This is a genomic window from Limosilactobacillus reuteri subsp. reuteri (genome assembly GCF_000016825.1).
Lineage (GTDB): Bacteria > Bacillota > Bacilli > Lactobacillales > Lactobacillaceae > Limosilactobacillus > Limosilactobacillus reuteri.
The window spans coordinates 1,077,501-1,101,770 of record NC_009513.1 but is presented as its reverse complement, the minus strand read 5'-3'; the positions used below and the strand labels follow the sequence as shown (position 1 = coordinate 1,101,770).

At 38.2% G+C, this 24,270-nt stretch carries 18 protein-coding genes, 2 rRNA genes and 1 pseudogene (1 of these 21 cut by a window edge); 19 read left to right on the top strand and 2 right to left on the bottom strand.

The window, feature by feature from the left end:
* Positions 1-69: 69 nt before the first annotated feature.
* The 10 genes and pseudogenes from LREU_RS05475 (at position 70) to LREU_RS05435 (ending at position 13,327) form a co-directional block, all read left to right on the top strand.
* Positions 70-327, top strand: coding sequence for a hypothetical protein (locus tag LREU_RS05475; protein WP_003667061.1), 258 nt, complete (start codon positions 70-72; stop codon positions 325-327).
* A gap of 199 nt (positions 328-526) precedes the next feature.
* The gene (locus tag LREU_RS05470; protein ID WP_011953480.1) at positions 527-1,321 is read left to right on the top strand and encodes a helix-turn-helix domain-containing protein; all 795 of its coding nucleotides are present in this window, start codon (positions 527-529) and stop codon (positions 1,319-1,321) included.
* A 20-nt stretch (positions 1,322-1,341) separates the two neighbouring features.
* Entirely contained in the window at positions 1,342-2,133 is a 792-nt protein-coding gene (locus LREU_RS05465) for a DUF3800 domain-containing protein (protein ID WP_003667064.1), read from the top strand.
* 309 nt (positions 2,134-2,442) lie between these two features.
* A complete protein-coding gene (locus LREU_RS05460) occupies positions 2,443-4,335 on the top strand; it encodes a hypothetical protein (protein WP_003667066.1) in 1,893 nt (630 codons plus the stop codon).
* A 64-nt stretch (positions 4,336-4,399) separates the two neighbouring features.
* Positions 4,400-7,336, top strand: a pseudogene (locus LREU_RS05455) (SNF2-related protein); the annotation flags it as partial.
* Between the two features lie 9 nt (positions 7,337-7,345).
* Complete coding sequence (locus LREU_RS10535; protein ID WP_258411342.1) at positions 7,346-7,885, top strand: DEAD/DEAH box helicase; 540 nt, start codon at positions 7,346-7,348, stop codon at positions 7,883-7,885.
* Between the two features lie 96 nt (positions 7,886-7,981).
* The gene (locus tag LREU_RS05445; protein WP_003667070.1) at positions 7,982-8,758 is read left to right on the top strand and encodes a tyrosine-protein phosphatase; all 777 of its coding nucleotides are present in this window, start codon (positions 7,982-7,984) and stop codon (positions 8,756-8,758) included.
* Positions 8,759-8,776: 18 nt separating this feature from the next.
* On the top strand, positions 8,777-8,953 hold the full coding sequence (locus tag LREU_RS10465; RefSeq protein WP_003667071.1) for a hypothetical protein: 177 nt from the start codon (positions 8,777-8,779) through the stop codon (positions 8,951-8,953).
* A 152-nt stretch (positions 8,954-9,105) separates the two neighbouring features.
* The gene (locus LREU_RS05440; protein WP_003667073.1) at positions 9,106-10,224 is read left to right on the top strand and encodes an exonuclease SbcCD subunit D; all 1,119 of its coding nucleotides are present in this window, start codon (positions 9,106-9,108) and stop codon (positions 10,222-10,224) included.
* A gap of 1 nt (position 10,225) precedes the next feature.
* Positions 10,226-13,327 (top strand): AAA family ATPase, encoded by a 3,102-nt coding sequence (locus tag LREU_RS05435; RefSeq protein ID WP_003667074.1) that lies wholly within the window; start codon positions 10,226-10,228, stop codon positions 13,325-13,327.
* Between the two features lie 639 nt (positions 13,328-13,966).
* Here LREU_RS05435 and LREU_RS05430 read toward each other — a convergent pair.
* Complete coding sequence (locus LREU_RS05430; RefSeq protein WP_011953478.1) at positions 13,967-14,644, bottom strand: sunset domain-containing protein; 678 nt, start codon at positions 14,642-14,644, stop codon at positions 13,967-13,969.
* Between the two features lie 205 nt (positions 14,645-14,849).
* Between LREU_RS05430 and LREU_RS05425 the strand changes: the two genes are divergently transcribed.
* From LREU_RS05425 to LREU_RS05415, 3 genes are all read left to right on the top strand, one after another.
* Positions 14,850-17,108, top strand: a complete 2,259-nt coding sequence (locus LREU_RS05425; RefSeq protein WP_003667077.1) for a bifunctional metallophosphatase/5'-nucleotidase — start codon at positions 14,850-14,852, stop codon at positions 17,106-17,108.
* A 109-nt stretch (positions 17,109-17,217) separates the two neighbouring features.
* Entirely contained in the window at positions 17,218-17,631 is a 414-nt protein-coding gene (locus tag LREU_RS05420; RefSeq protein ID WP_003667079.1) for a helix-turn-helix domain-containing protein, read from the top strand.
* A 1-nt stretch (position 17,632) separates the two neighbouring features.
* Positions 17,633-18,193 carry a Fic/DOC family protein gene (locus tag LREU_RS05415; RefSeq protein WP_011953477.1) on the top strand — a complete coding sequence of 187 codons (561 nt, stop codon included), beginning with the start codon at positions 17,633-17,635 and terminating at the stop codon, positions 18,191-18,193.
* Here the strand turns inward: LREU_RS05415 and LREU_RS05410 are convergent.
* The gene (locus LREU_RS05410; RefSeq protein WP_003673269.1) at positions 18,190-18,894 is read right to left on the bottom strand and encodes a glucosamine-6-phosphate deaminase; all 705 of its coding nucleotides are present in this window, start codon (positions 18,892-18,894) and stop codon (positions 18,190-18,192) included. The genes LREU_RS05415 and LREU_RS05410 overlap by 4 nt on opposite strands.
* Positions 18,895-19,057: 163 nt before the next feature.
* Here LREU_RS05410 and LREU_RS05405 point away from each other — a divergent pair, with 163 nt between their 5' ends.
* From LREU_RS05405 to LREU_RS05380, 6 genes are all read left to right on the top strand, one after another.
* Positions 19,058-19,894 carry a histidine phosphatase family protein gene (locus tag LREU_RS05405; RefSeq protein WP_003667083.1) on the top strand — a complete coding sequence of 279 codons (837 nt, stop codon included), beginning with the start codon at positions 19,058-19,060 and terminating at the stop codon, positions 19,892-19,894.
* Positions 19,895-20,008: 114 nt separating this feature from the next.
* A complete protein-coding gene (locus LREU_RS05400) occupies positions 20,009-20,290 on the top strand; it encodes a hypothetical protein (protein ID WP_003667084.1) in 282 nt (93 codons plus the stop codon).
* A 186-nt stretch (positions 20,291-20,476) separates the two neighbouring features.
* On the top strand, positions 20,477-21,484 hold the full coding sequence (locus LREU_RS05395) for a hypothetical protein (RefSeq protein ID WP_003667085.1): 1,008 nt from the start codon (positions 20,477-20,479) through the stop codon (positions 21,482-21,484).
* 30 nt (positions 21,485-21,514) lie between these two features.
* The gene (locus tag LREU_RS05390; protein ID WP_003667086.1) at positions 21,515-22,003 is read left to right on the top strand and encodes a lipocalin/fatty acid-binding family protein; all 489 of its coding nucleotides are present in this window, start codon (positions 21,515-21,517) and stop codon (positions 22,001-22,003) included.
* A gap of 432 nt (positions 22,004-22,435) precedes the next feature.
* A 16S ribosomal RNA gene (locus tag LREU_RS05385) occupies positions 22,436-24,011 on the top strand.
* A 203-nt stretch (positions 24,012-24,214) separates the two neighbouring features.
* Positions 24,215-24,270, top strand: a 23S ribosomal RNA gene (locus LREU_RS05380) (it continues 2,866 nt past the right edge of the window).
* Together the 16S and 23S rRNA genes form the textbook arrangement of a ribosomal RNA operon.

The window sequence follows — 24,270 nt, the reverse complement described above, 5'->3', positions numbered from 1 at the left end:
AGCTGTAATTAAAAAATTCATAACGTGTAGTAAAATGTACGAGGATAATTTTTAGTTAGGAGATATAAAATGCATTCACTATTTCTACTACAGTTGATCCAGGCAGTCTTAGTAGCAATCCAATTAGTAATGATCTTCTCAGCTAATAAAGTTAAGCGAGAATGGTTAACGGTTGGCCAGCTTTGTATCGCGGTCGTAATCTTAGCCGACTTATTTTCAGAATTGATCTTCTTTAGTTATACAAGTGTCCTTACTGGTTGTGTATTATTCCTCCAGTTATTCTTGCTCCCAATGTTTTGGAAACAACTAAAGGCATTTGAAGAATAATACAAATAGGTAGAAATGAAAACGCACTTCTTGTGAAAGAGGTGCGTTTTTGTATATGCAGTAAAAAGTATAAAATTTTTGCTATAAAATTTCAAAAAAAACTGAATTTTCATCCATTTTCAGCAATTACTAAAAATTAAAGTAAATCGAAAGGGTTTGTGTTAAATTCTATATATCATAAAAAGAAGGAGTTATGATTATGAATCGCTTAAAATTCTTAAGAAGAAAGAAGCATTTGACACAGCAACAGTTGAGTAAGGAACTAAAAAAAAGAAATATAAAAGTTTCCGTAGCTTTAATTTCATCTTATGAACAAGAAAAAATTCCTTTTAATAAAGAAAAACTTCAAAAAATTGCAAATTATTTTGATGTATCTGTAAATTATTTAACTGGTAGAAGTAATTCTAAGGCTCCTACCTTATTAGATAGAGTTAATTTTAATGAAAAAGGAAATCCTGGTAACAATATTTATGTAGAAAGAAAAAAGAAGCATATGACACAAAAAGAATTAGGAATGAAAATTGGAGTTACCAGGGAATATATTTCTGAATATGAATTAGGAATTCGTCCAATCCCTATTGAAACTTTGAAAAAATTATCTGAGGCATTAGGTTCAGAAGCTAGTTATTTATTAGGGGTTAATGGAAAATATTTACCACATAGTATGAATGATTTTATTTTAAGTTTGGATGATCATGAATTATTGAAATCAACAAAGGAACTATTACATCGATTAGATTGGGCTTATACGACTCCAGCTTTTGGCCTTTTATACATATTACTTGCTTTTCGTGATGAGGACGACGAAAAAGAATTGGTAAGTAAATTAAAGAAAATTGAGAAAAACTCGGTATACATGCTTTACTCAATTATTTGTGATGCTGTAACAATGTTGTTAGATGGAGAGGGTAAAGAAAATGAAATAGACAATACATATTTTATGAAATTATTTTCAGTTATTGAAGATTATGATCTAGAAAAATATGAACTTTAGATCGAAAGGAGTAAAATTCGGTGAATGAGTATACTTTATATTTAGATGAAACAAAACTATGGAATAAAAATCGCGATCAGCACAATGTATATGGAATTGCTGGAGTGATTATCAATCAAGAAGATAAGTTGGAGATTAATAATAGGCTAATTAACTTTAAAAAGGAATTGTTCCATACGCCTAATGTAATTCTCCACGAAACAGATATTAGGCAAGCCGGTAAAAATAATGAAAAAATCTTAAATGAAATCCCAGAATATTCCTTATTAACTAGAAGGAAAAATATGAAATTAGTTTTTAACCAAATTGGCGATATTATTAATGAGTATTGTTATGTATTGGGAACGATCATTGATGTAACGTCACTTAATAAAAATTATAGGATTAAAGAATCTACCTATACTTCTTATTATCTTGGTATGAAAACTATTATGGAGAATTATACAAAATTTATATATGATCATAATGCTACAGGGAATATAATTTTAGAAAGTAGAAAAACAATTAATAATCAAAAACTAGATTCGAGAGTCCGTAAGCAATATTATAAAATAATGTGCCATGGTACTTATCGGTATTCGGCTCTATATCTACAAAATAAATTAACCGGCATTTCTTTTGTAGAAAAAATGAGTAATAATAATCTATTACAAATTGCTGATTTTATTCCACGGCCTTTGTTGTTACATTATGTAAAGATAGGGCAAAAAAAGAGTGATCCCAGTATTTATCAAAAAATTAGACGAAAGAGATATGATGGAGGACTAATTTATAATGGTGCTGGAAAATACGGTGTAGTTTTAATCGATTAAAACTATCAATTGTGTTTAAGGTTTGTTATAATTATAATAACGAATGGGATTAAAGATTAGTTTCAATGCTTCGGCAGCCCATTATGTGAAATGAAAACAGGTAATTTATACGGGCGTTAGTATTTATTAATACTTCATGATTGGGTTCATGTTGTCGCCTAAGAAAAAGAGGTAATGTGTATTTAACATATTATCTCTTTTTGTGTACATCATAAAGTATGCTAAAATGATAAAGATTATTAAGACCAATCAACGTTATTCGCTGACTGGCCTTTTGTAATTTTAAATATAATTAAGTGGGTTTTATTTATGAAGAAAAGAAAATTAAAGAAGAGTTTAGCAACAACTGCGACGGTGATGGCTGTTACAACGGGGGTGGCGGCCATTAGTAATTCCGCCAAAGCTGATACAGTGCAAAATAATAAAAATACTATTCAACAAACGCTGCCTGATGCGAACCAACAAGCTCAGCAGAATGTCTGTGCAGCCCAAGACGCGGTTAATAAAGCCAATTTTGATGTAGCAACCGCAAATAATGATCTTAATATTGCTAATCAAAATTTGGCAGACGCGGATCAAAATGTCGATTCTAATAAGAATCAAGTTAAACAAACGAAAGAGCAATTATCATCTCTTGAGCAAATGAAAGAAAATGCTCAACAAGTTTTAACTAACGCTCATGATGAATATTATGAATTATTGAAGCAACCAGTTGATGTTTCATACACGGCATTTTCTGGTGGTGGATTGAGCGTTTATGAAAGATCAATGCTTGATTATATTACTTATTATAACCAAGGAAACTTAACTTCTAAGAATCAAGCGTATAAAAATTTCCTTGCGAATGACTATCAAGGAAACATTGATTTATTGAAAAAGATTATTGCTGAAAACGAGAGAACCATTAATTATCTGAAAATGGGTCGACCATTTGAAGATAATATTAGAAATCTTGAGCAAGCAAGATTAACAATAAAAGAAGAACTAGAAGAATTATATAAGGTAGTGGAAGCCCAAAAAGACGGGAAATATTATAAACCAAAAGATGATATTAGGTGGGCGAATATCGATTCTTATGGTTTGTCATATTCTCCAGTAATGTCTAATGGATGGTATGAGGATAATCCAACTGACCAAATAAGTGACTTAATTGAAAATCACGAGGAAGCTCTAAACAAAATTCAACAAAGATTAGCCGAATTACATAATAAAATGCAGTCGGCTGTAGAAAAGGCAGAAAAAACATCCATTGCTGCTCAAGAATTACTTCAAAAGTTAGAGGAGATTTCACAACCGCTTATTACTGCTACTCAACAAATTAAAGATGCCGAAAGTGCAATGTCACAAGCTCAACAAAATCTGACACTTCAAGAAGAACTACTTACTCAGGCCAAAGATAAGCGCAATGTGATGCAATCTCAAGCAATCAATGCGCAAACCAAACTCTTGCAAGCACTTCTCAATAAAACAAATTCACAAGAAAAGTTAGCGTCAGCAAAAGAGAAACTTCCGGCACAAACTGATACCTTAAAGTATAGTTCGCTAATCAACCTTGAACCACTAACGGTTGAGCCAGGAGTAACTCCTACTCCTAAAGTTACGACAGCGATTGCGGTTGAAAATGATGATCATCAGAATAAAGCTGTTATTACTTTGCCTGGCGATGAACAAGAAAATAAGCTGCCTCAGGGAACAAAGGTAGTGTGGAAAGATGATGCTAAAGTTGCGACCGACCTTCAACGTCCCGGAAAGCATACTGAAGATGTCTTAATTGTTTTTCCTGATGGATCGGTGATTTTAACTAGCGAGCAAGTTACTGTTACCGCGACAGAAAAACAGGCAGACGCTAATAAAGTGACTTCGCCTGTACAAGAAACGGTTGATAGTACCCAAGAAAATAATATGCGTGTGAACGATCTTTCTACCCAGGTAATAGAAGTTAATGATAATAATCAAACCTCAGCACCAGAAATATTGGTGACTCCGCAAACCAAGCTAAATACCGTCCAACCAAACGGAGTAATAAAAGGGCAGACAGCTCAGAATAAGATTACCCAGCCTTCATTAGCTAAGTCTTTTGAGGATAAGACAAGAAATAATGTTTTGCCACGAACCGGAGATGAATCTTCACTTCCGATTATTGTCCTTGGCGCTGTTATTTGGCTTGCAGGAATTGGGGCAACACTTAAACGGTACGAATAAATTTGTTTTTCGTCATGCTAGTCTATATAATCAAGGAAAAGATAATATTTGAAAGGATCAATACATGAGTAACTGGCGTAATCTATTTGCACAACGAATTTATGAACGGGGTAGGGATTACTACTATCGCGATAAAGTTAAAAACTTAATAATCGATGAAGACGATAATTTTTCTGCAATTGTCGAAGGAAGTCGGGCTTATAAAGTAACTGGTAGATACCATAATGGGAAGTTTTCCAACGTTCACTGCGATTGTCCCTATGCGCAGGATAATCATCGTTGTAAACACATGGCTGCGGTTTTAGAGGCGATTGATGATGATTCGGCAAATATTGAACCGCAAAAATCATTAGGGGAGGTTTTTCAATCAGCTTTTCCGCCAAACCGTTTACCAGTTGATCCGCAAAGTTTTCTAAGTAAAGAAGTCTTTCCGCTACGGCTGATTGAACATGTCTTTACTAATCTTGACGATGTTCAAATCATTTCTGAGATCCTAATTAAAGCTGCAGATGCTTATTTCACAATTCCTGGAGCTAAGTGGAATTATTCAGTGGCTGGGCGTTTTAAACAATATTACTTTTCAGTGCTAGTTGCTTTTAATCGAGAAATGATTGTGGACGTCCAGGTAGACTTTATAAAGACAAGAGAAGGACAACAGATTGCTGAAATGGTTGCCCTTTATTACTTGTTAAAGTACCTTGATCAACATAATATTGAAGAGAATACTAATGAAGCGGCCCGGCAAATGCTAGCTAATTTTCTTGATCGCGATCCTGATAGTCAGACGATCATTACTGCTAATATCGGTGAATACTACGATGGTGGTCAATACCTTTACTTCCGGGCAGGTGTACCAGACCATATGTATAAGTTTCCAAACTTGACAACCTTAACAAATGGGATTGCCCGTGGTGAGCGGCTTCATTTAGGAAAGTTCTTTGATCAGCAAATTATCCCCGAAAACCTTGATAAAGATAGTAAACAATGGTTAGACTTGATCATCAAACTATCATCGACGGCTGATTTAACGAGGGATGGTTATTACGAAGCATCCGTGAAAAATGAACTTCCTCTGGCTGGTGTTATTATGGATGAAGTCGACCAAATATTAAGGGCTGGTAATACACTTTATAATCGGTGGAAAGTGCCTATTAAACGTGAAGAACGTGCATTAAAAGCGGCAGTTTCAATTAAAGCAAATGGTGCTGATGACGATCCAAGTCGTTACATTGATGTTAGTGTTGACCTTCCGGCTGACCTTATTCGTGGACAGGCAGCCTATTACCACCTTGATGACCATACCTGGACTGCTTTTACAGGAATAGCCCCTGATAAGTTAGACCCTGTTTTTCCAGTAACCAGTGACCTTGTTTTTGGTGTTGATACTATGGCTGAGTTTTACCGCTATGTGTTACCCAAGATTCAGTCGATGTTTTCAGTCGAGATGCCCCAAGATCGCGATTTATCAAAGTTTTTACCTCCATTACCAACAGTAGTTTTCTTATTGGATTATCATGACGAACAAATTTATTGTGACTTGGCAACTGAAATTGATGGAAAAACACAAAAAATTAAGAAAATTGATGACCTTCCGCAATTTTTGATGCAAAGAGTTGAACAGGTACTAGCTAAATATTTCACTAAGCTTAATCAAACCGAGACTAGAGCAGTTCTGTTAGTTGATGAGGCAACAAATTTGCTAGCAACTGGCGTCAATGAATTGCAAGAAATAGGAATTACTAAGGCTACTCCTGCATTTAATGGGTTATACAAACAGCCGTTTACTAAGGTAAGTGTCGGTATCTCCGTTGATTCTGGCCTTTTAAAGTTTGATTTTGGTGATGATCAACTAACCGCTAAAGAAATCAAGCAAATTCTAAGAGATTTCCGGCCGCATAAACAGTACTATCAATTGGGCAAGAAAACCTTGAAGATGGATGAACCTTCGCTAACTGAATTAGTTGAGACATTGCGCAAAATGGGAATCTCATCACGTGATTTTACTGCGGAAGAACTTAAATTGCCGGTGTATCGTGCTCTTTATCTTGATGATCTTTTATCCCACCAAGAAGCATTGAATTATCGTACTACTTCAGAATTGCGCCGGCTAGTTACTGATGTTAAAACTCCGCAGAAAGATTTTAAGGTGCCGGCAAATCTTCATGCAACATTGCGTCCCTACCAATATGATGGTGTCCAGTGGCTAATAACCTTAATGAAGTATCATTTTGGTGGACTGCTGGCGGATGAGATGGGACTAGGCAAGACCCTGCAGATTATTACTGTTCTATTAAGTGAACAAGGAAACGGACAGAATTTAATTGTTGCCCCAGCAGCAGTTATCTATAATTGGCAAAACGAGCTTAAAAAGTTTGCGCCAGATCTTAAAGTAACTGTTCTTGATGGTAGTAAAGCTGAACGGCGGAAACAGTTTGCGCAAAGTACAGAAAGGGATATCATTATTACTTCCTACGATGCCGCTAAACGAGATATTGATTTTTATGAAGGGCATCTCTTTAATATTGAAGTTATTGATGAGGCCCAATACATTAAAAATCCCTAAACTGCTGCCGCTAAAACAGTCAAAGCGATCAATGCTAAGCAGCGTTTTGCTTTAACCGGAACTCCAATTGAGAACCGGTTAAGCGAACTTTGGAGTATTTTTGACTACTTGATGCCTGGCTTTCTCGGTTCTTATCAGCAGTTCCGCAAACAGTATGAAGGACCGATTATTAAAAATCAGGATGAGCAAGCTCAGGACGACTTAAAACGTTTGGTACAACCATTCATGCTCCGTCGTGTGAAGAAAGATGTCCTTAATGATTTACCGATGAAAAATGAACAGGTATTTTTAACGCCCATGGTTGGTAAACAAGAAAGTCTATATCAGGCACGGGCTCAAAGATTGATAAGACAGATTCAAAAACAGAATGATGAAGAGTTTCAGCAGAATAAATTAGCAGTCTTGGCAGAAATTACTCGTCTTCGTGAACTATGTTGCAGTCCTCAATTGTTAGATAGGGGGTACAGTGGTCCTTCGGGAAAAATTAAGGCAACTATGAATTTAATTAAAGATGAAATGGCAGATAATCATAAAATTTTACTCTTCTCGCAGTTCACATCGGCATTAGCAATCTTAAAAGAAAAACTTGCTAATGCAGGAATTAAGTACTTTGTGATTGAAGGAAAGACAAAGAAAGAAGATCGTTTACAATTTGTTGATGAATTTAATTCCTATGATCAGCCAGCCGTCTTCTTAATTTCTCTGAAAGCAGGAGGAACGGGGTTAAATCTTACGAGTGCTGATGTTGTCATTCATTTTGACCCGTGGTGGAATATTGCAGCTGAAAATCAGGCGACTGACCGGGCTCATCGTATTGGTCAAAAGAATAACGTAACGATTTATAAAATGATTGCACAAAACACAATTGAAGAGAAGATTGTTGAAATGCAACAGAAAAAAGCAGCTCTTGCTAATTCTATTCTTTCAGGAAATGAGCTAGCAAATGCCGTCATCAACAAGGAGACCCTTCTCAACATCCTCAAATAATATAGGTTTTGTGAAGTTTTGTCCTAAGTCCCTATAAAATCCCGCTATAACTTGCTATACTTAAAATATTAATATGTGAAAAAAAGGATGAGAAGAATGGTAATGGTTGATTTGCATTGTCACCTTTTGCCGGGGATTGATGATGGTTCGAAAAGTATGGAGATTTCATTGCGACTTGCAAAAGAAGCAACAGAAAACGGGGTTACCCATGCACTTTTGACCCCTCACCATATGAACGGACACTATGTAAACCATAAACAAGATGTTTTAGCGCGAACAAAAGAATTTCAGGAAGAACTGGAGAAAAATAATATTCCACTAACTGTCTTTTCTGGACAAGAAGTGCGAATTAATGGTCAGCTAATTGAAGCTCTTGATAATGATGATATTCTATTTGCTGATGAGAGTGGAAAGTATATGATGCTGGAATTTCCAGACAATGATGTCCCTCATTACACTAATCAGATGATTTTTAACCTTCAACAACGGGGAATTACACCAGTGGTTGTTCACCCTGAACGAAATACCAAGATCATGGCTGAACCAGACTTGCTTTATCAAATGTTGGAAAAAGGGTGCCTGTCACAAATCACCGCTAGTTCCTATGTTGGTACATTTGGTAAAAAAGTCGAAAAATTCAGTAAAAATCTGATTGCGGCTGGTCAAGGATATATTTTTGCTTCTGATGCTCATGACCTTCCAGGACGAAAATACGAAATGCGGCAGGCCTTTGACAAATTATCGCGTGAATTTGGCGCTGACGTTGCTCAAGAATACCAAGATAACGCGCGAGCTATCATTAACGGGGATGAAATTGGTCGTCATCAGATTAAGAAGATTCAGCAGCGTAAGAAATTATTTGGGTTATTTTAAAAAGCTGTAGTTTTTACTATGGCTTTTTTAACGAAAGCAAAGAGTGGTGGGCGAATCCGTAATTATAATGCCTGGTCACGTCATAATGGCTATGTTTGGTTACGTCAGCCCCGCGCAGATGGTCAATATGGCTATCTTCCATGCCGAAACGCTGATAGTAATGAGGCATTTGGTAAATTTGAACCACTTAGTTAAGAAGCTAGTTCCACGTATTATTCGTGAAAAAAGGTGAGGCTGAGAGAAAATTTTTCTCCCAGCCTCACTTCTGTAAAATGCAAGATTTTAAGTGGATTTAACGATTCTTTGCGTATATATAATATTAGAGACACTACTTTTTGGAGGAAATTATGCGTTTTTTACATACGGCTGATTGGCATATTGGCAAGACATTAAACGATTTTAGCTTGCTTGATGATCAGCTAGCAACCTTTAAGCAGATTGAAGCAATTGCCAAAGACCAGCAAGTTGATGCGATAGTGATTGCCGGGGATTTATATGATCGGTCCGTGCCCAATGAAGCAGCGGTTAAGCTTTTAAACCAGATGCTGCAAGACTTAAACCTGGCTGATCATTTTCCTTTACTGGCAATCAGTGGGAACCATGATTCAGCGGTCCGCTTGAGTACGGGGACTGATTGGTTTGCTTACCAGTCATTTTTCTTAAACACTAACATTAATGACGCTTTTACTTCGGTCACAATCAAGGATACCCAGTTTTTCTTATTGCCATTCTTTGGGATTCAAGAAGTTCGCAACTATTTTAATGATGACAAGATTAAAAATGTCAATGATGCGATGGCGCGGATTACAACTGAGATGGAAAAGCATTTTGCTCCTGATAAAAGGCATGTCCTTGTCGCCCATTTCTTTGCGGCTGGAAGTAAGCGAACGGCTGATTCTGAAACTTTGATTGAGGTTGGCGGATTGAGTGCAGTTACGACAGATGTTTTAGCTCCCTTTGATTATGTTGCTCTTGGTCACCTTCATAACCGCAATGCTTTAAATGACGAAAAAGTTAAGTATAGTGGTTCACCAATGAAGTTTTCAATATCGGAAGCCAAGCAAGAAAAAGGCGTTTGGATTGTTGAGACGGCACCTTTTAAGGCCGAATGGGTTCCGCTATCGCCGGTTCATGATATTCACCTTTTGAAAGGGAGTTTTGCTGAACTGGCTACAAAACCTGAAGAAGCATTACGAGAAGATTTTTATGACATTGAATTGACCGACCAAGAACGAATCCCCGATGTGTTAAACAAGTTACGCGAATATTATCCGAAGATTGTCAGCCTCCACCGGACACATCAGGCCAAGCAGGTTCAACTCAACCTTAGTAAAAAGCGTGCTCAGGAATCGCCTCTTGATTTGCTTGCGGATTTTTATTCCCAAACGATGGGAAATAATTTAACTGACCGCCAAAAGAAGTGGGCAGAAAAGGCTTTGACTCAAATTATGAAAGGGGAGGAATAGGATGCGTCCATTAACGATTGAACTACATTACTTTGGACCGTATGAGCATCAAGTGATTGACTTTACGCAGTTCACAGAGCGTTCCTTATTTCTGGTAGCAGGGAATACTGGTGCAGGGAAAACCACGATTTTTGATGCAATGTGTTATGCGCTTTTTGGTCAAACAACCAATGATCGTGATCGGTCGGCTGCTGCTTTGCGTTCTGATTTCGCACCAGCTGATCAAGAAACAATGGTGAAGTTTACCTTTGAACACCAAGACCTTAAATATCAAATTATGCGTCGTCCTAAACAGGTTTTAAAGGGACGCCGCGACAATTTGGTTGAACATAATCAAGCCGTTGATCTTATTTACCCGCTTGAAAGCGATCATCCCCAGAAAATCACTAAAATCAAGGAGGCAGACACGTTTATTACTGACTTGCTCAATCTGACCCGTGATCAATTTAAGCAGATTGTCCTTCTCCCTCAAGGAAAGTTTCGGCAGTTTCTTGATTCAGATAGCAATACTAAGGAAGCCCTTCTACGTGACCTCTTTAATACGTCCCGTTATGAGCAGTGGGCAACGCAGCTAAAAAATGATTTGCGTGAACAGAAGAAGTCATTGACGACTCAAGAAACAAAACTTCAATCATTAAAGGAAACAGTAACCGCGATTGATGCGCAATTAACAACTAAAGAATGGTTAGCGGAAGCAAAAAATTACTTATCCCGACTAAAAGCTAATCTTGAACACTTGGGCGATGATGAGCAGCAACAGCAAAAGAAAGTTGATCAGCTTGATGCCCAACTTCATACTGAGCAAGAGTTGAAGAAGAATATTGAGGAGTTAGCTGAACTTATCAAGGTTGGAAAAACACTGCAAGCTCAAGCGGGAGAGATCCAAGAAACAAAGCAGCAAGTAAAAGTCCTTGAATGGTACCAAGAACACCAGACAGAATATCAACGGTGGAAAGATGGCGAAAAACGTCTCCAAAAATTAACGTTAGACAATAAATTTCTCCATGAGGACCTGCGCAACCTTCAAAAGCAACAGCAAACAATTGAAACCGACCTACAACAAACGAGTAAGCAGCAAGAAGAAATTGATCAGCTTCAAACTGAGGTCGCCGACTTGACGAATAAACTCCCATTCTTCGATGATCGAGATAAGCTAAAATCAGCTGTCGATGAACTACAAACAAACTTAAAGCAGCAGGAAAAACAGCAAGCTGCTTCCCAGAAGAAGTTGCAAGACGCTCAACAGCAATTGACGGTTGTTACTAATAATTTAAAAGAGCATGAAAACTTGGGTGAGGTTCAAGTTTACATAGCAAAACAAGAAGGCCTTCAGGAAAAATTAACGACTGCTGGAAAAGATTTAAAGCAATTAGAAACAAAACTTTTATCTGAAAAGAAAAATTGCGCGAAATTAGAGCAAAAGCAGGGGGATGCTGAAAAACTCGTTCAAAAATCGCAAGGTGAGTTGGATGACTTAAATGATCGCTTTGCCCGTCACCAAATTGCCATTCTTGCTCAAAAATTAAAGCCGGCCACCCCTTGCCCAATTTGTGGATCACTTGACCACCCCCATCCGGCAAGCTTAGCAGATGATGGTGAATTGGTAACGGAAGCGCAAGTTAAAGCGGCAACCGTTAAAGCTCAACAAAACCGTAGTAGGCTTGACCAGTTAAAAGAGCAAGTTCGCCAAAGCGTTGCCCAAATTGCGAACTTAACAACACAGGTAGAAACTCGGCAGGCGAATTTAGCTGAACTGTTAGGGGATAATGAATTACCGAGTGATTGGGAGGGACAAATCGAAAGTCACGCTCAAAAACTAGCAGAAATGAAGACTGACCTCGATAGAATAGAACAACAGGTTAAAGAATGGCGCCAAGAAGAGGAAGAATTGCAACAAGAATCCAAGTTCTCTCAAGAAGAATTAGATAAAATAGACGAAAGTGTGAACCGCTGCAAACAGGATTTAATCGCCAAGCAGACTATTCTGAAAGAAAAAGCAGCTTCTTTACCAGCAAAATTTCCTACTAAAGAAGCTGCTGACAAGCGAATTCAAACTGATCAACTAAAGATCAAAGCCTTTAATAACCAGCTTGAGTCATTGCAACAACAACGACAAGAAAATGCCAAAAAATTAGCAGGGACAAATAGTCGGATCGACCAGACTAAAGAAGAACTTGCCACCCAAACGACGCAACAGGATAACTTACACCGATATCTTGTGAATCTTTTAGCCCAATATGATGTCCAACTTAAATGGAATTTCTGGCAAGAAGCTAGTGAACAAGTGGCAACATTGTCATCTTTACGTGAACAGGTAACGACCTTTGAGAATCAAGTCCAGGATAATCAGTCCCAACAAGAGCGGTTGACTAAGGCCATCAATAGTCATCCCATGCCAGATATTACATCAACGCAGACAAAACTTAATGCTGAGCGTGAACAACTTCGGCAATATCAGCAAGAAATTGGTCAGTTAACTGCTCAGTATAAGCAATTAGAAGAAACGGATCAAAAGATTATTAAGGCAGTCGAAAAAACTGGAAAACTTGATCAAGAAATTAATGAATTACAAACATTAACAGATGTTGTGACTGGGAATACCGAAAATCACGTTAGCCTAGAACGGTATGTATTACAGGCATATTTTCAAGATGTCTTAGTAGCAGCCAATATTCAGTTAGACCGGTTAACTAATAGTCGCTACCAGTTTGAATTAGCAACGGAAAGTCATGGGGCCGGTGCCAAGTGGAGTGGGCTTGAAGTTAATGTATATGATGATAATGCTGGCAGAACGCGAAGTGCCCGGACGCTTTCTGGTGGTGAAAGTTTTATGGCTTCGCTTGCTCTTGCTTTAGCTCTCTGCCAGATTGTCCAAGAGCAAAGTGGGGGAATTAAGATTGATGCGCTCTTTATCGATGAAGGATTTGGTTCCCTTGATCAGCAAGCTCTTGAAGATGCTCTTCATTCCCTTCAAGAACTTGAAGGCCACCGGATGATTGGAATTATCAGTCATATCACTGAACTTGAGGAGCAAATTCCAGATCAGTTAATTGTTCGATCAAGAAATGGCCGTAGTTATGTCGCATACCAGCATGAAATATAAGTTCAAAACAGTATTTAAATTTGCGATGATGAAATTAGATAAAAAGATTAAAAATAAAAAGTGCAAAAATTAGTTTTTTGCGTATATATATTTATAGGGGAGGTGATTTGCGAGATGAAGACTTGTTCGTTCATAGACTCCTTTCCCCATTAGTTGCTGTCTTCGTCTGCAATCACTTTCTTAATGGGAGCTGTGACATGAGTCAAGTTGCTTTCATAACAAGATGACAGCGTAGTACAATAATGGTCTATCATTGCTTGGCAAAGCTGTTGGTGACTATTGATGTTTGCGTGACCTCCAAAGGCTAGGTTCGCGTCAAAAAATGAAGTAACAGGTGATTCCTGTCTTGCTCTCTTTCTTCTCCCACAAATCTTAATGTAAAGATCTCTTATCTGCTCTTTTTTTACGTACCACCAGATAGGAGATCTTTATTTTTTAAAATAAAAAGTGCAAATGTTATCTTTTTACGTATATATTTAAGTGAAGGCCTAAAAAATGCATTTAATGCTCTTTAACTCCATATTATCTTCCACAGTCAAGTAGGCCTTCATTTTAAAAGCTAGGAAATTCTTCTTAGCTTTTTCTTATAATATAAAAAAGCCATTATTGTGGGGAGGGCAATAATGACTTTGAAATTATTTATCTTAATGATTTGCGGTATCCAGCGGTTTGCGCTTCTGCTTCTGAGTTGAAATATACCGCATTTGCTGAATTCATATGATAGCCTTGCTGATCAGGCGTATGGTAGATTTTTGAACGAGCATTACCAACGATCATACCGGCCTGATCGGTTCGCATATCACCGTTATTCGATGGTGCAGTTGAACTACTGCTTGTATTAACTGCTGAACTTTCCTCGCTACTGCTGCTAGATGATATTTCTGAAGATGATTCGCTTTCAACAACTGGTTTTACGTAAGTAGTATTAGTAACAGTAAAACTTGTTTTGGCGCTTTTATCATCATCACCGTTAGTGGCAGTAATATCGAAACGACACTTCTTGGTACTAGTAGCAAGTTTTAGACTCTTACTAAAATTACCATTATCATCGGCTTCGACAGTATAGCGACCGTTGTTTCCGCCATGCTTTACAATTTTAATGGTTGCATTGGCTTCAGTCTTTCCTGAAAAAGTGATAGATCCATCTGCTTCAGTATCAATCTTAATCCCTTTGCTTGTCGCTTGCGCATTCTTACCGTCTGGGATATTAACGGTGAGTGGTAAATCACTGGCAAGTACTGAATGTTGGTTAATTGGAATAATAAATAAACATATTCCAGCAAAAAAGCTAGTAAAGATTGTTGCTAGTTTTCTCACAGTATACTTCCCCCCCATTTTCTTTAATAGGTGTTTTTCCCCTCTAAGATCATATCATATAAAAGTCAATTTAAAAAGTTAATCTAGTCTTGTTGTATACCCTTACATAAGCGTCGAAATTACTATAAAAATTAACTTTTGGTCATGATAAAATTAAAACAGCTTTTAGGCTATTGTCCATTGTATATTTATAGAGGAGTTTTTTATGAAGAATAATAGTTCAAAATATTGTTTATTGTTAGGGACAGCATTGTTAGGATTATATTTCCAAGCTAATAGTGTTCATGCGGATATGACTGGGACAACAGTTAATGGTGAAACTGCCCATAGCAATGTTACGCCAATGGTCCAGACTAATAAGGATGAAGCAAGTACTCCGCAAACGACTACTGATTGGTCTGACCTAGCCAAATATCAAAATGACATTCCAGTTCAGATTTTAGGAATCAATGACCTGCATGGTGGGTTAGAAACCACTGGATCAGCTACGATTGGAGATAAGACGTATTCGAATGCCGGAACAGTTGCACGCCTAGCTGGTAACCTTGATGCGGCAGAGGAAAGTTTTAAGAACGCTAATCCGACAGGAACCTCAATTCGGGTAGAAGCCGGAGATATGGTTGGGGCTTCTCCAGCAAATTCTGCTCTTCTTCAAGACGAATCAACTATGCATGCTTTAGACGCAATGCATTTTGAAATAGGAACTTTGGGAAACCATGAGTTTGATGAAGGTTTAGCTGAGTATATGCGGATTGTTAATGGTGGTGAACCTACTAAACAATATAATGAAGCTGAGATGGCCTATCCTCATGTGAAAACAGGGATTAATATCATTACTGCCAATGTTGTAAATAAATCTGATGGTCAAATCCCATTTGGAATGCAACCATACTTGATTAAAGAAATTCATACTAGTGATGGTAAAGTTGCTCGGATTGGCTTTATTGGGATTGAAATTACTTCCCTACCAATTTTAACCTTATACGATAATTACAAAGATTATGATGTTTTAGACGAGGCTGAAACAATTGCAAAATATGATCAAATTTTACGTAAAAAGGGTGTTAATGCAATTGTAGTTCTTGCCCATACAGGGGTTTCAACGGATAAAGATGGCAGCACTAAAGGTAATGCTGTTGATATCATTAAGAAGCTTTACCAAATTGACCCTGATAATTCTGTCGACCTTTATGTTGCCGGTCACTCCCACCAATATGCTAATGCTACTGTTGGTAGTGTAAAATTAGTGCAAGCCATTTACACAGGTAAGGCTTACGATGATATTATCGGTTACATCGATCCAACAACTAATGATTTTGCACCGAATAGTCTCGTTTCGCATGTCTTTCCTGTATTATCAGAAAAGGATGCGCCTAATATCAAAACAGATGCAAATGTTACAGCAATTGTTGAAGATGCTAACAATAGAGTAGCACCAATTATTAATAAGAAAATAGGGGAAGCTGCTACCACAGGCGATATTCTTGGACGACTACATAATACCCCTACTCGTGAAAATGCCGTTGGTGAATTAGTTGTCGATGGTCAATTATATGCCGCTCATAAGGTGGGCTTACCAGCTGATTTTGCGATGACTAATACAGGCGGTGTTCGTGCAGATCTGCATGTTAATCCTGATCGTTCCATTACATGGGGAAGTGCCCAAGCGGTTCAACCATTTGGTAATATTTTGCGGGTAGTTGAAATGACAGGGGCACAAATAGTTGAAGCCTTGAATCAACAATATGACGAAGATCAAGCTTACTACTTACAAATTTCTGGACTTCATTATACTTATACTGACCAAAACGATCCTAACCAACCATATAAGGTCGTTCAAGTTTATGACCAACATAATCAACCGCTTGATATGAATAAGACTTACAATGTTGTTATTAATGACTTTTTAGCAGGTGGCGGAGATGGCTTTTCTGCATTTAAGGGTACCAAAGTTGTCGGGATTGTCGGGCAAGATACAGACGCGTTTATTGATTATATTACTGATATGACTAATGATGGTAAACCAATTACCGCACCAACAATGAACCGTAAGATTTACTTGACTGCTGAACAATTAGCGAAGGCTGACGCAGATTCACAGTCACAAACAGGAACTAATCAGAACACTCAAAACGATGCTAATTCCCAGACTGAAGGAAATCAGCTTCAAGAAGTTCCGAGCCAACCGGTATCTCCAACAGTAACCTTGCCAACAACAGCTGGTCAACCCGCCGAAACTGTTACATTACATGCTCAATCTAAGCAACAAACCGTAGCTGCTAATAATCAATTAATTAATTTGACGCCTACATCAATTAATGGCCAAAAACAAAAAGCAACTGACCAGCAAGCAGCTTTACCACAAACTGGTAACGATGAAGATCTTGCATTACTTCTTCTCGGAAATTCATTAATGGCAGCAACCGGATTGACAATTATTGATCGCAAGCGTAAACATGCTTAATTGCTTAAAATAGACTGTTACTTTCATTATGTGGGAGTTAGCAGTCTATTTTTCATTATTTTATTTTCTCGCTATAATGGAAACAATAAAGTAAAAATGGAGTAGAGATATGGCAGAAAACATCATCAATATTTTAAAAACCAATAATATGACAGTCACATTTGTTGCTCAAGAAAGTGGCCTTGACGTTGCGCAGGTTAACGAAACACTTAAACGTCCCGTTGCAACCTGGTCAATTCAGATTCTTAATGCACTTGCAGATGCTTTAGGAGAGCGTCCAGGAGAATTATTAGATCGGATTCAGGACTTTGATTTTCACCTGCATACTGACGATGATCAACTAACGATTCAGCACGTGCAGTTCCAAACACCTTCTTCTTATCAACAAGTTCGGTTTGCTGTTGAAAGTAATGTTTTAGAGGGATGGGAGCCTACAGCAACAGATGTAAGGCGATTAAAAGAGAGTGCTGAAAATCCAGATGATGAAATTTTAATGGAAATTGAGCAATTATTTGGTGATTAAGATGACTGATGAAGAACTTCAAGCAAAATTTTTATATGATAATGGAACCCTCCGCAATAAGTTTGCAATTAAAAACGCGGATGAATTAAGGTTAATTGAGTATCGTGGTGTAGCAGAAAGGGAAGTGGCCCTTCTTCAACAACAACCGAAAATTAAAAGCTTTGAAGATTTGCAGACAATTAACAAATTCCTTTTTGGTTGGCTTTATGACTGGGCGGGTGAGTTACGTAACTACTATATTTCAAAGGCAGGTTTTGATTTTTTGGAATATGGTCGTTTTGATAATGCAATTAAATATATTAATGATGAAATTGGACGATTGAATAAGAAAAAGCAGCCTACCATTGAGGATTATGCTGCTCTCTTAAATGATCTAAATTATATTCATCCGTTTCGTGAAGGGAATGGCCGGTCAACTAAATTATTCATTCAGTTAATTGCCCTTCATCATGGTCAGGTAATTGATTACCCGGCAGATAACGCGGAAATGATTGCCGGATTAAACCAATCGGATGTCGGTATTATTGCCAAGACCATAGCTTTACAGAAAAGTGCTGGTTAAGCTAGTTTGCTTGCTGCTTGTTCATCAAGAATCACTGTTACGTTTGGATGCTGTTGGAGAGCTGATGCCGGAACAGCGGTCGTGATTTTACCGTTGACCATTTTGTTGATTGTGTCTGCTTTTTGCTCACCAAATGCGAGTAAGATGATATGTTTTGCTTGCAAGATTGAACCAATTCCCATCGTGTAGGCTTCCGTTGGCACGTCCTTACTTGAAGTAAAGAAGCGTGCATTGGCATTGATAGTAGCAGGAGTTAACTTTACTTTATGGGTTTGGCTATCAAAAGGGGTTCCAGGCTCATTAAAACCGATATGACCATTATTGCCAATTCCTAAAATTTGCGTATCAATAGGATAAGTAGCCAAAATCTTATTATAGTGATTAATTACTTCAGTGGCGTTCAGATTACTGCCATCAGGAATAAAACTTTTGGCAAATGGCTTTTGCGCGAAAAGATGATGCTCCATAAAGTAATGGTAACTTTGCGGATCAGTTGGTTTGAGGCCGACATATTCATCAAGGTTAATAGAAATAAGGTTGGAATAATCAGCTGAACTACTAGTCATCTTTTGATAAAGACCTAGTGGAGAACTCCCTGTTGCAAGGCCAAGTACCTGAGCACCGTTAATAATATCTGTTTGGAGAAGTTCAAAGGCGTTTTGGCTTGCTACTTCTTTATTTTTCGTTACAAGAATTTTCATCCTCATCACCTCACGACTATTGTAATTCTTTTAAGGAAAAAGAAAAGAGCAATTGCAAATGCTTATTCTTAAAATTTGACAAAAATGTTATTGAACGCGCTCACAAAAATGTGTAAAATGAGGGTGTTGCTGAAAGAATCTGATAAGAATTGGGGAAAGTTTAATGAAATTCAAAAAATTAACAGTAATGTGTGCTGTTTTATCAGGTTTACTATTAGGGAGCTCTGCGATGACGGTGGTTCCAGCTACTACCTATGCAGCCTCTAATGATAAGCAGGTGACAATCTATCTTACACGTCACGGGGAAACTACTGGTAATGTGATGCAACGGGTGCAAGGATCGAGTGATTTTCCATTAACCAAAAATGGAATTACTGTTGCTAATGATTTGGGCTATGGATTAAAGGGAATTAAATTTAAGCATGCTTACACGGGTAACTTAACCCGGCAAGAAGTTACTGCACAGCAAGCATTAAAGTATTCTGCCAATCCAAATACAAAGATTACGACCACACCAATGTTACGTGAAGGCGGATACGGCAGCTTTGAAGGAGATAGTATTGAAGCTGATAACCAGAAGATTGCTAATGTTTATGGTTATCAAGATGGCAAGCAGTTCCAGCAAGCAACAGGCAAAGATTACTGGAATAAGCTCCAAGATGCCTACCACAAACTTGATATGGACAATTCGCAAAATACCAAGTTGGCTAAAAGTGATCGGGCAGAAAGTTCAGCTCAGGTTCAAAAACGGATGAATTCCGAATTGCTTCACATTGCAAAAACGACTCAAGAACAGGGTGGCGGCAATGTCTTAGTTGTTAGTTCTGGAATGTCAATTAATGAATATCTTTCAACTATTTCTAAAAAATATGATGGAAAGCCAATGCAGAATGCGGCAGTAACCAAACTTGTTTATAAGAATGGCAAACTTCACGTTGATGGTCCGATTGGTACACTTCACTATGTAAATAAGGGAAAGAAAATAGCAGCAAATAAGTAAAATGAATTATCTTTCAGCAACATATATGATTTATTGCAATTATTGAATTATTATTTGGGGACTCTTTGATCAGCAAGGAGCCCTTTTTGCTTTTTTAGAAGGGAGATAGTGCCAATGGAAAATTTAACGGTTAAGCTGTTTAATGAAATTGCTGAAAAGCAGCTTCCAGGTTTAGCATTATTTGAAAATCGAACTGGTTCTGGAAAAACAACGGGTGGTCTGCAGTGGGTAACGGACATGCTAATGAAAAGTAAGAACTCCGATGTCATTATCTACATAACTCCTAGCAGACAGAATCGAGACGAAGCATGGCAGGGATTGGTTAGACAAGCATATCGAAGAATTCTTTGCGACGAATCAGTTAAACTTAATCGACAATCGGATTGCAAGGGATGAACGGATAGAAGATATCAAGGCCGCGTTGGTTCAGCTTTTGCCAACCGTTAAAGTCAATATTAGACCGACCGTTGAAGATAAATTTGGATATAATCTAGTGGTGATTAATGATAAGCGGTATTTCTAAACTCATGAAGATGTTAAAGATAATTATGCGAGAGACTATAGCAGGCAATAGTACAACATTTGACAATTGATACCTTTAGGAAGGGTGCTCTAAGAAGTACGTTAATTAATTCATTAAAAGAGTTGATAATAAAGAAAGATTTGAAAGAAAGAAGCTTAAGTCTGTATCATTCACCAGATTCAATGGTGGGATGGGAGTTTTATCAAGTTGCAAAGGGAGCTTATGGTACCCAAGCAGTCTATCTATTTAAAATGATTAATAGTGATGAATTCGAGGTGAGACGGTTAGATTTACAAGAAAGCTCAAAATTTGTTAATTCCGATGATGCAGATCTTCAGTACCTAATTAAAACTCCTGCCAATACTTTCTACAATTTAAATAGGAAAAATATCTTTACCTTGCCTAATGCTGAGCTTTTTAGCGATATCAACGAGATGATTAGTCATCAAAATTGTTCATCAGTAACAAAAGCGGAACTTAAACGGACTTTGAATGATTTAAGTAAAAGTTACCCTAATTACAGAACTAAATACCAAAATCTTATTTCTATCATTAATAAAAGAGAGCTAGATTCATTTAACATCAATGACTTAAAAAATGAATTTGATTTTATGAAGAAGAATAAAATACTAAGTCCAATTGCAATTAATTTATTATTGGATGAATTATATGAACAATATGGACTAGTTTTGAAAGTGAAACCAAAAATAAAATCCCATGTTCAAAAGTATCTCTCTGGGTTAACCGATATTAATTATTTCGTTGATAACGACGATCAGGATGTTATTTACTATAATGTAGGAACCATTAGTAAAAATATGAATATGTCAATTGCAAAGACATCACACATCTGGCAACTTCAGCCTAACATTAAATTAAATGAGCGTGGTTTCGCTACGATTGAGGCCGAAAACATCTTGAAGTTTCTTCAACTGATGATGGTGAATTTTGTACGATTCCATCAATTAACAGTAATTCCTTTTCCATTTAAATACCTTCGAGAATTTATTCAACTTGAAGAAAAGAAAAGATCAGCTAAAAAAGATGTGACAGATTTACTGAAATGATGAGATAATACTAGGAGGGATGGGGTGATAATGGTGAAAAGTACTAAAAAGAAACGATCCCATATTGGGTTAATTATATTTACTATATTACTGGTAATCTTGTTAGGAGTTTTAGGGGTAAATTATAAACGGTTTGCTAGTAAGCAACTTAACCCAGTTCGTGATAATAAAGTAGTAAAGAAGGATTCGCCTAAAATAACAAAGACTGAAAAAGTTGTTGGATCGTATCGAGATGATCAAGACGGTGCAGCTATTGTCTTAAATGAAAACGGAACAGGTCGGTATGTTTATGCAGATAAGAATAATCCGGATACAAATGATAGCTTAACTTGGCGTAAAGAAGGAGAACACTACCTTATAAATTTGGAAGATCGTGACGTAACTAATCCCCTTACTGCAACGCTTGATAATAATAAATTAATTGTTACAGGTAGTAATGGTTGGAATACCGAAACGTTCCAAAAAGTTAATGAAGAGTTAAACCTTCAACAATTTTTGAATGATATGCATAAAAAATAAAATAAATGCTTGCAAAGGATTTAGAGATAGGATATAATAAAATTCCTGTCAGCGATGGGAGATGGATGATCGCTTGTAGCTTCTTAGATTTATTTAACTTAGCTGCAAAGTCTCAATAATAATTTGAAAAATATTGTTGACATCCCATTGACGATATGATATATTAATAAAGTTGCTGATTGAGTTATCAATCAAAAGAAATTCAAAATTGATTAAAATTTCTTCTTGACAAGCTAATCTGATGTATGTTATAATGAATATGTTGACTGGCTGCTTGATTGGCCAACAGGTAGACCCTTGAAAACTGAACAAAGTTTCGACGAATCAAATGTGTAGGGTCTTCAATCACGATGTGATTTGAAGCAAAACATTTGCGAAGTCAATTCGCTTAATAACAAAGATAATTGAGAGCTATTCAAGTTCTTATATATTTTATATGAGAGTTTGATCCTGGCTCAGGATAAACGCCGGCGGTGTGCCTAATACATGCAAGTCGTACGCACTGGCCCAACTGATTGATGGTGCTTGCATCTGATTGACGATGGATCACCAGTGAGTGGCGGACGGGTGAGTAACACGTAGGTAACCTGCCCCGGAGCGGGGGATAACATTTGGAAACAGATGATAATACCGCATAACAACAAAAGCCGCATGGCTTTTGTTTGAAAGATGGCTTTGGCTATCACTCTGGGATGGACCTGCGGTGCATTAGCTAGTTGGTAAGGTAAAGGCTTACCAAGGCGATGATGCATAGCCGAGTTGAGAGACTGATCGGCCACAATGGAACTGAGACACGGTCCATACTCCTACGGGAGGCAGCAGTAGGGAATCTTCCACAATGGGCGCAAGCCTGATGGAGCAACACCGCGTGAGTGAAGAAGGGTTTCGGCTCGTAAAGCTCTGTTGTTGGAGAAGAACGTGCGTGAGAGTAACTGTTCACGCAGTGACGGTATCCAACCAGAAAGTCACGGCTAACTACGTGCCAGCAGCCGCGGTAATACGTAGGTGGCAAGCGTTATCCGGATTTATTGGGCGTAAAGCGAGCGCAGGCGGTTGCTTAGGTCTGATGTGAAAGCCTTCGGCTTAACCGAAGAAGTGCATCGGAAACCGGGCGACTTGAGTGCAGAAGAGGACAGTGGAACTCCATGTGTAGCGGTGGAATGCGTAGATATATGGAAGAACACCAGTGGCGAAGGCGGCTGTCTGGTCTGCAACTGACGCTGAGGCTCGAAAGCATGGGTAGCGAACAGGATTAGATACCCTGGTAGTCCATGCCGTAAACGATGAGTGCTAGGTGTTGGAGGGTTTCCGCCCTTCAGTGCCGGAGCTAACGCATTAAGCACTCCGCCTGGGGAGTACGACCGCAAGGTTGAAACTCAAAGGAATTGACGGGGGCCCGCACAAGCGGTGGAGCATGTGGTTTAATTCGAAGCTACGCGAAGAACCTTACCAGGTCTTGACATCTTGCGCTAACCTTAGAGATAAGGCGTTCCCTTCGGGGACGCAATGACAGGTGGTGCATGGTCGTCGTCAGCTCGTGTCGTGAGATGTTGGGTTAAGTCCCGCAACGAGCGCAACCCTTGTTACTAGTTGCCAGCATTAAGTTGGGCACTCTAGTGAGACTGCCGGTGACAAACCGGAGGAAGGTGGGGACGACGTCAGATCATCATGCCCCTTATGACCTGGGCTACACACGTGCTACAATGGACGGTACAACGAGTCGCAAACTCGCGAGAGTAAGCTAATCTCTTAAAGCCGTTCTCAGTTCGGACTGTAGGCTGCAACTCGCCTACACGAAGTCGGAATCGCTAGTAATCGCGGATCAGCATGCCGCGGTGAATACGTTCCCGGGCCTTGTACACACCGCCCGTCACACCATGGGAGTTTGTAACGCCCAAAGTCGGTGGCCTAACCTTTATGGAGGGAGCCGCCTAAGGCGGGACAGATGACTGGGGTGAAGTCGTAACAAGGTAGCCGTAGGAGAACCTGCGGCTGGATCACCTCCTTTCTAAGGAATAAAACGGAACCTACACATCGAAGAAACTTTGTTTAGTTTTGAGGGGTTTACCCTCAGAGCTTGTACTTTGAAAACTAAATACTATCTAATTTCTTTATTAACAAAACAATAAACCGAGAACACCGCGTTATTTGAGTTTTAATTAACGAATTATAATCGCTAACTCAATTAATCAGACAATCTTTGATTGTTTAGGTTAAGTTATGAAGGGCGCATGGTGAATGCCTTGGTACTAGGAGCCGATGAAGGA

Bases quoted from the DNA above. Each gene is read 5' to 3' on its own strand.
- LREU_RS05435 (WP_003667074.1), top strand. From the start codon at position 10,226: ATGCGTCCATTAACGATTGAACTACATTACTTTGGACCGTATGAGCAT.
- LREU_RS10465 (WP_003667071.1), top strand. From the start codon at position 8,777: ATGGCTTTTTTAACGAAAGCAAAGAGTGGTGGGCGAATCCGTAATTAT.
- LREU_RS05445 (WP_003667070.1), top strand. From the start codon at position 7,982: ATGGTAATGGTTGATTTGCATTGTCACCTTTTGCCGGGGATTGATGAT.
- LREU_RS05410 (WP_003673269.1), bottom strand. From the start codon at position 18,894: ATGAAAATTCTTGTAACGAAAAATAAAGAAGTAGCAAGCCAAAACGCC.
- LREU_RS05475 (WP_003667061.1), top strand. From the start codon at position 70: ATGCATTCACTATTTCTACTACAGTTGATCCAGGCAGTCTTAGTAGCA.
- LREU_RS05400 (WP_003667084.1), top strand. From the start codon at position 20,009: ATGGAAAATTTAACGGTTAAGCTGTTTAATGAAATTGCTGAAAAGCAG.
- LREU_RS05440 (WP_003667073.1), top strand. From the start codon at position 9,106: ATGCGTTTTTTACATACGGCTGATTGGCATATTGGCAAGACATTAAAC.
- LREU_RS05470 (WP_011953480.1), top strand. From the start codon at position 527: ATGAATCGCTTAAAATTCTTAAGAAGAAAGAAGCATTTGACACAGCAA.
- LREU_RS05405 (WP_003667083.1), top strand. From the start codon at position 19,058: ATGAAATTCAAAAAATTAACAGTAATGTGTGCTGTTTTATCAGGTTTA.
- LREU_RS05390 (WP_003667086.1), top strand. From the start codon at position 21,515: ATGGTGAAAAGTACTAAAAAGAAACGATCCCATATTGGGTTAATTATA.
- LREU_RS05425 (WP_003667077.1), top strand. From the start codon at position 14,850: ATGAAGAATAATAGTTCAAAATATTGTTTATTGTTAGGGACAGCATTG.
- LREU_RS05415 (WP_011953477.1), top strand. From the start codon at position 17,633: ATGACTGATGAAGAACTTCAAGCAAAATTTTTATATGATAATGGAACC.
- LREU_RS05460 (WP_003667066.1), top strand. From the start codon at position 2,443: ATGAAGAAAAGAAAATTAAAGAAGAGTTTAGCAACAACTGCGACGGTG.
- LREU_RS05420 (WP_003667079.1), top strand. From the start codon at position 17,218: ATGGCAGAAAACATCATCAATATTTTAAAAACCAATAATATGACAGTC.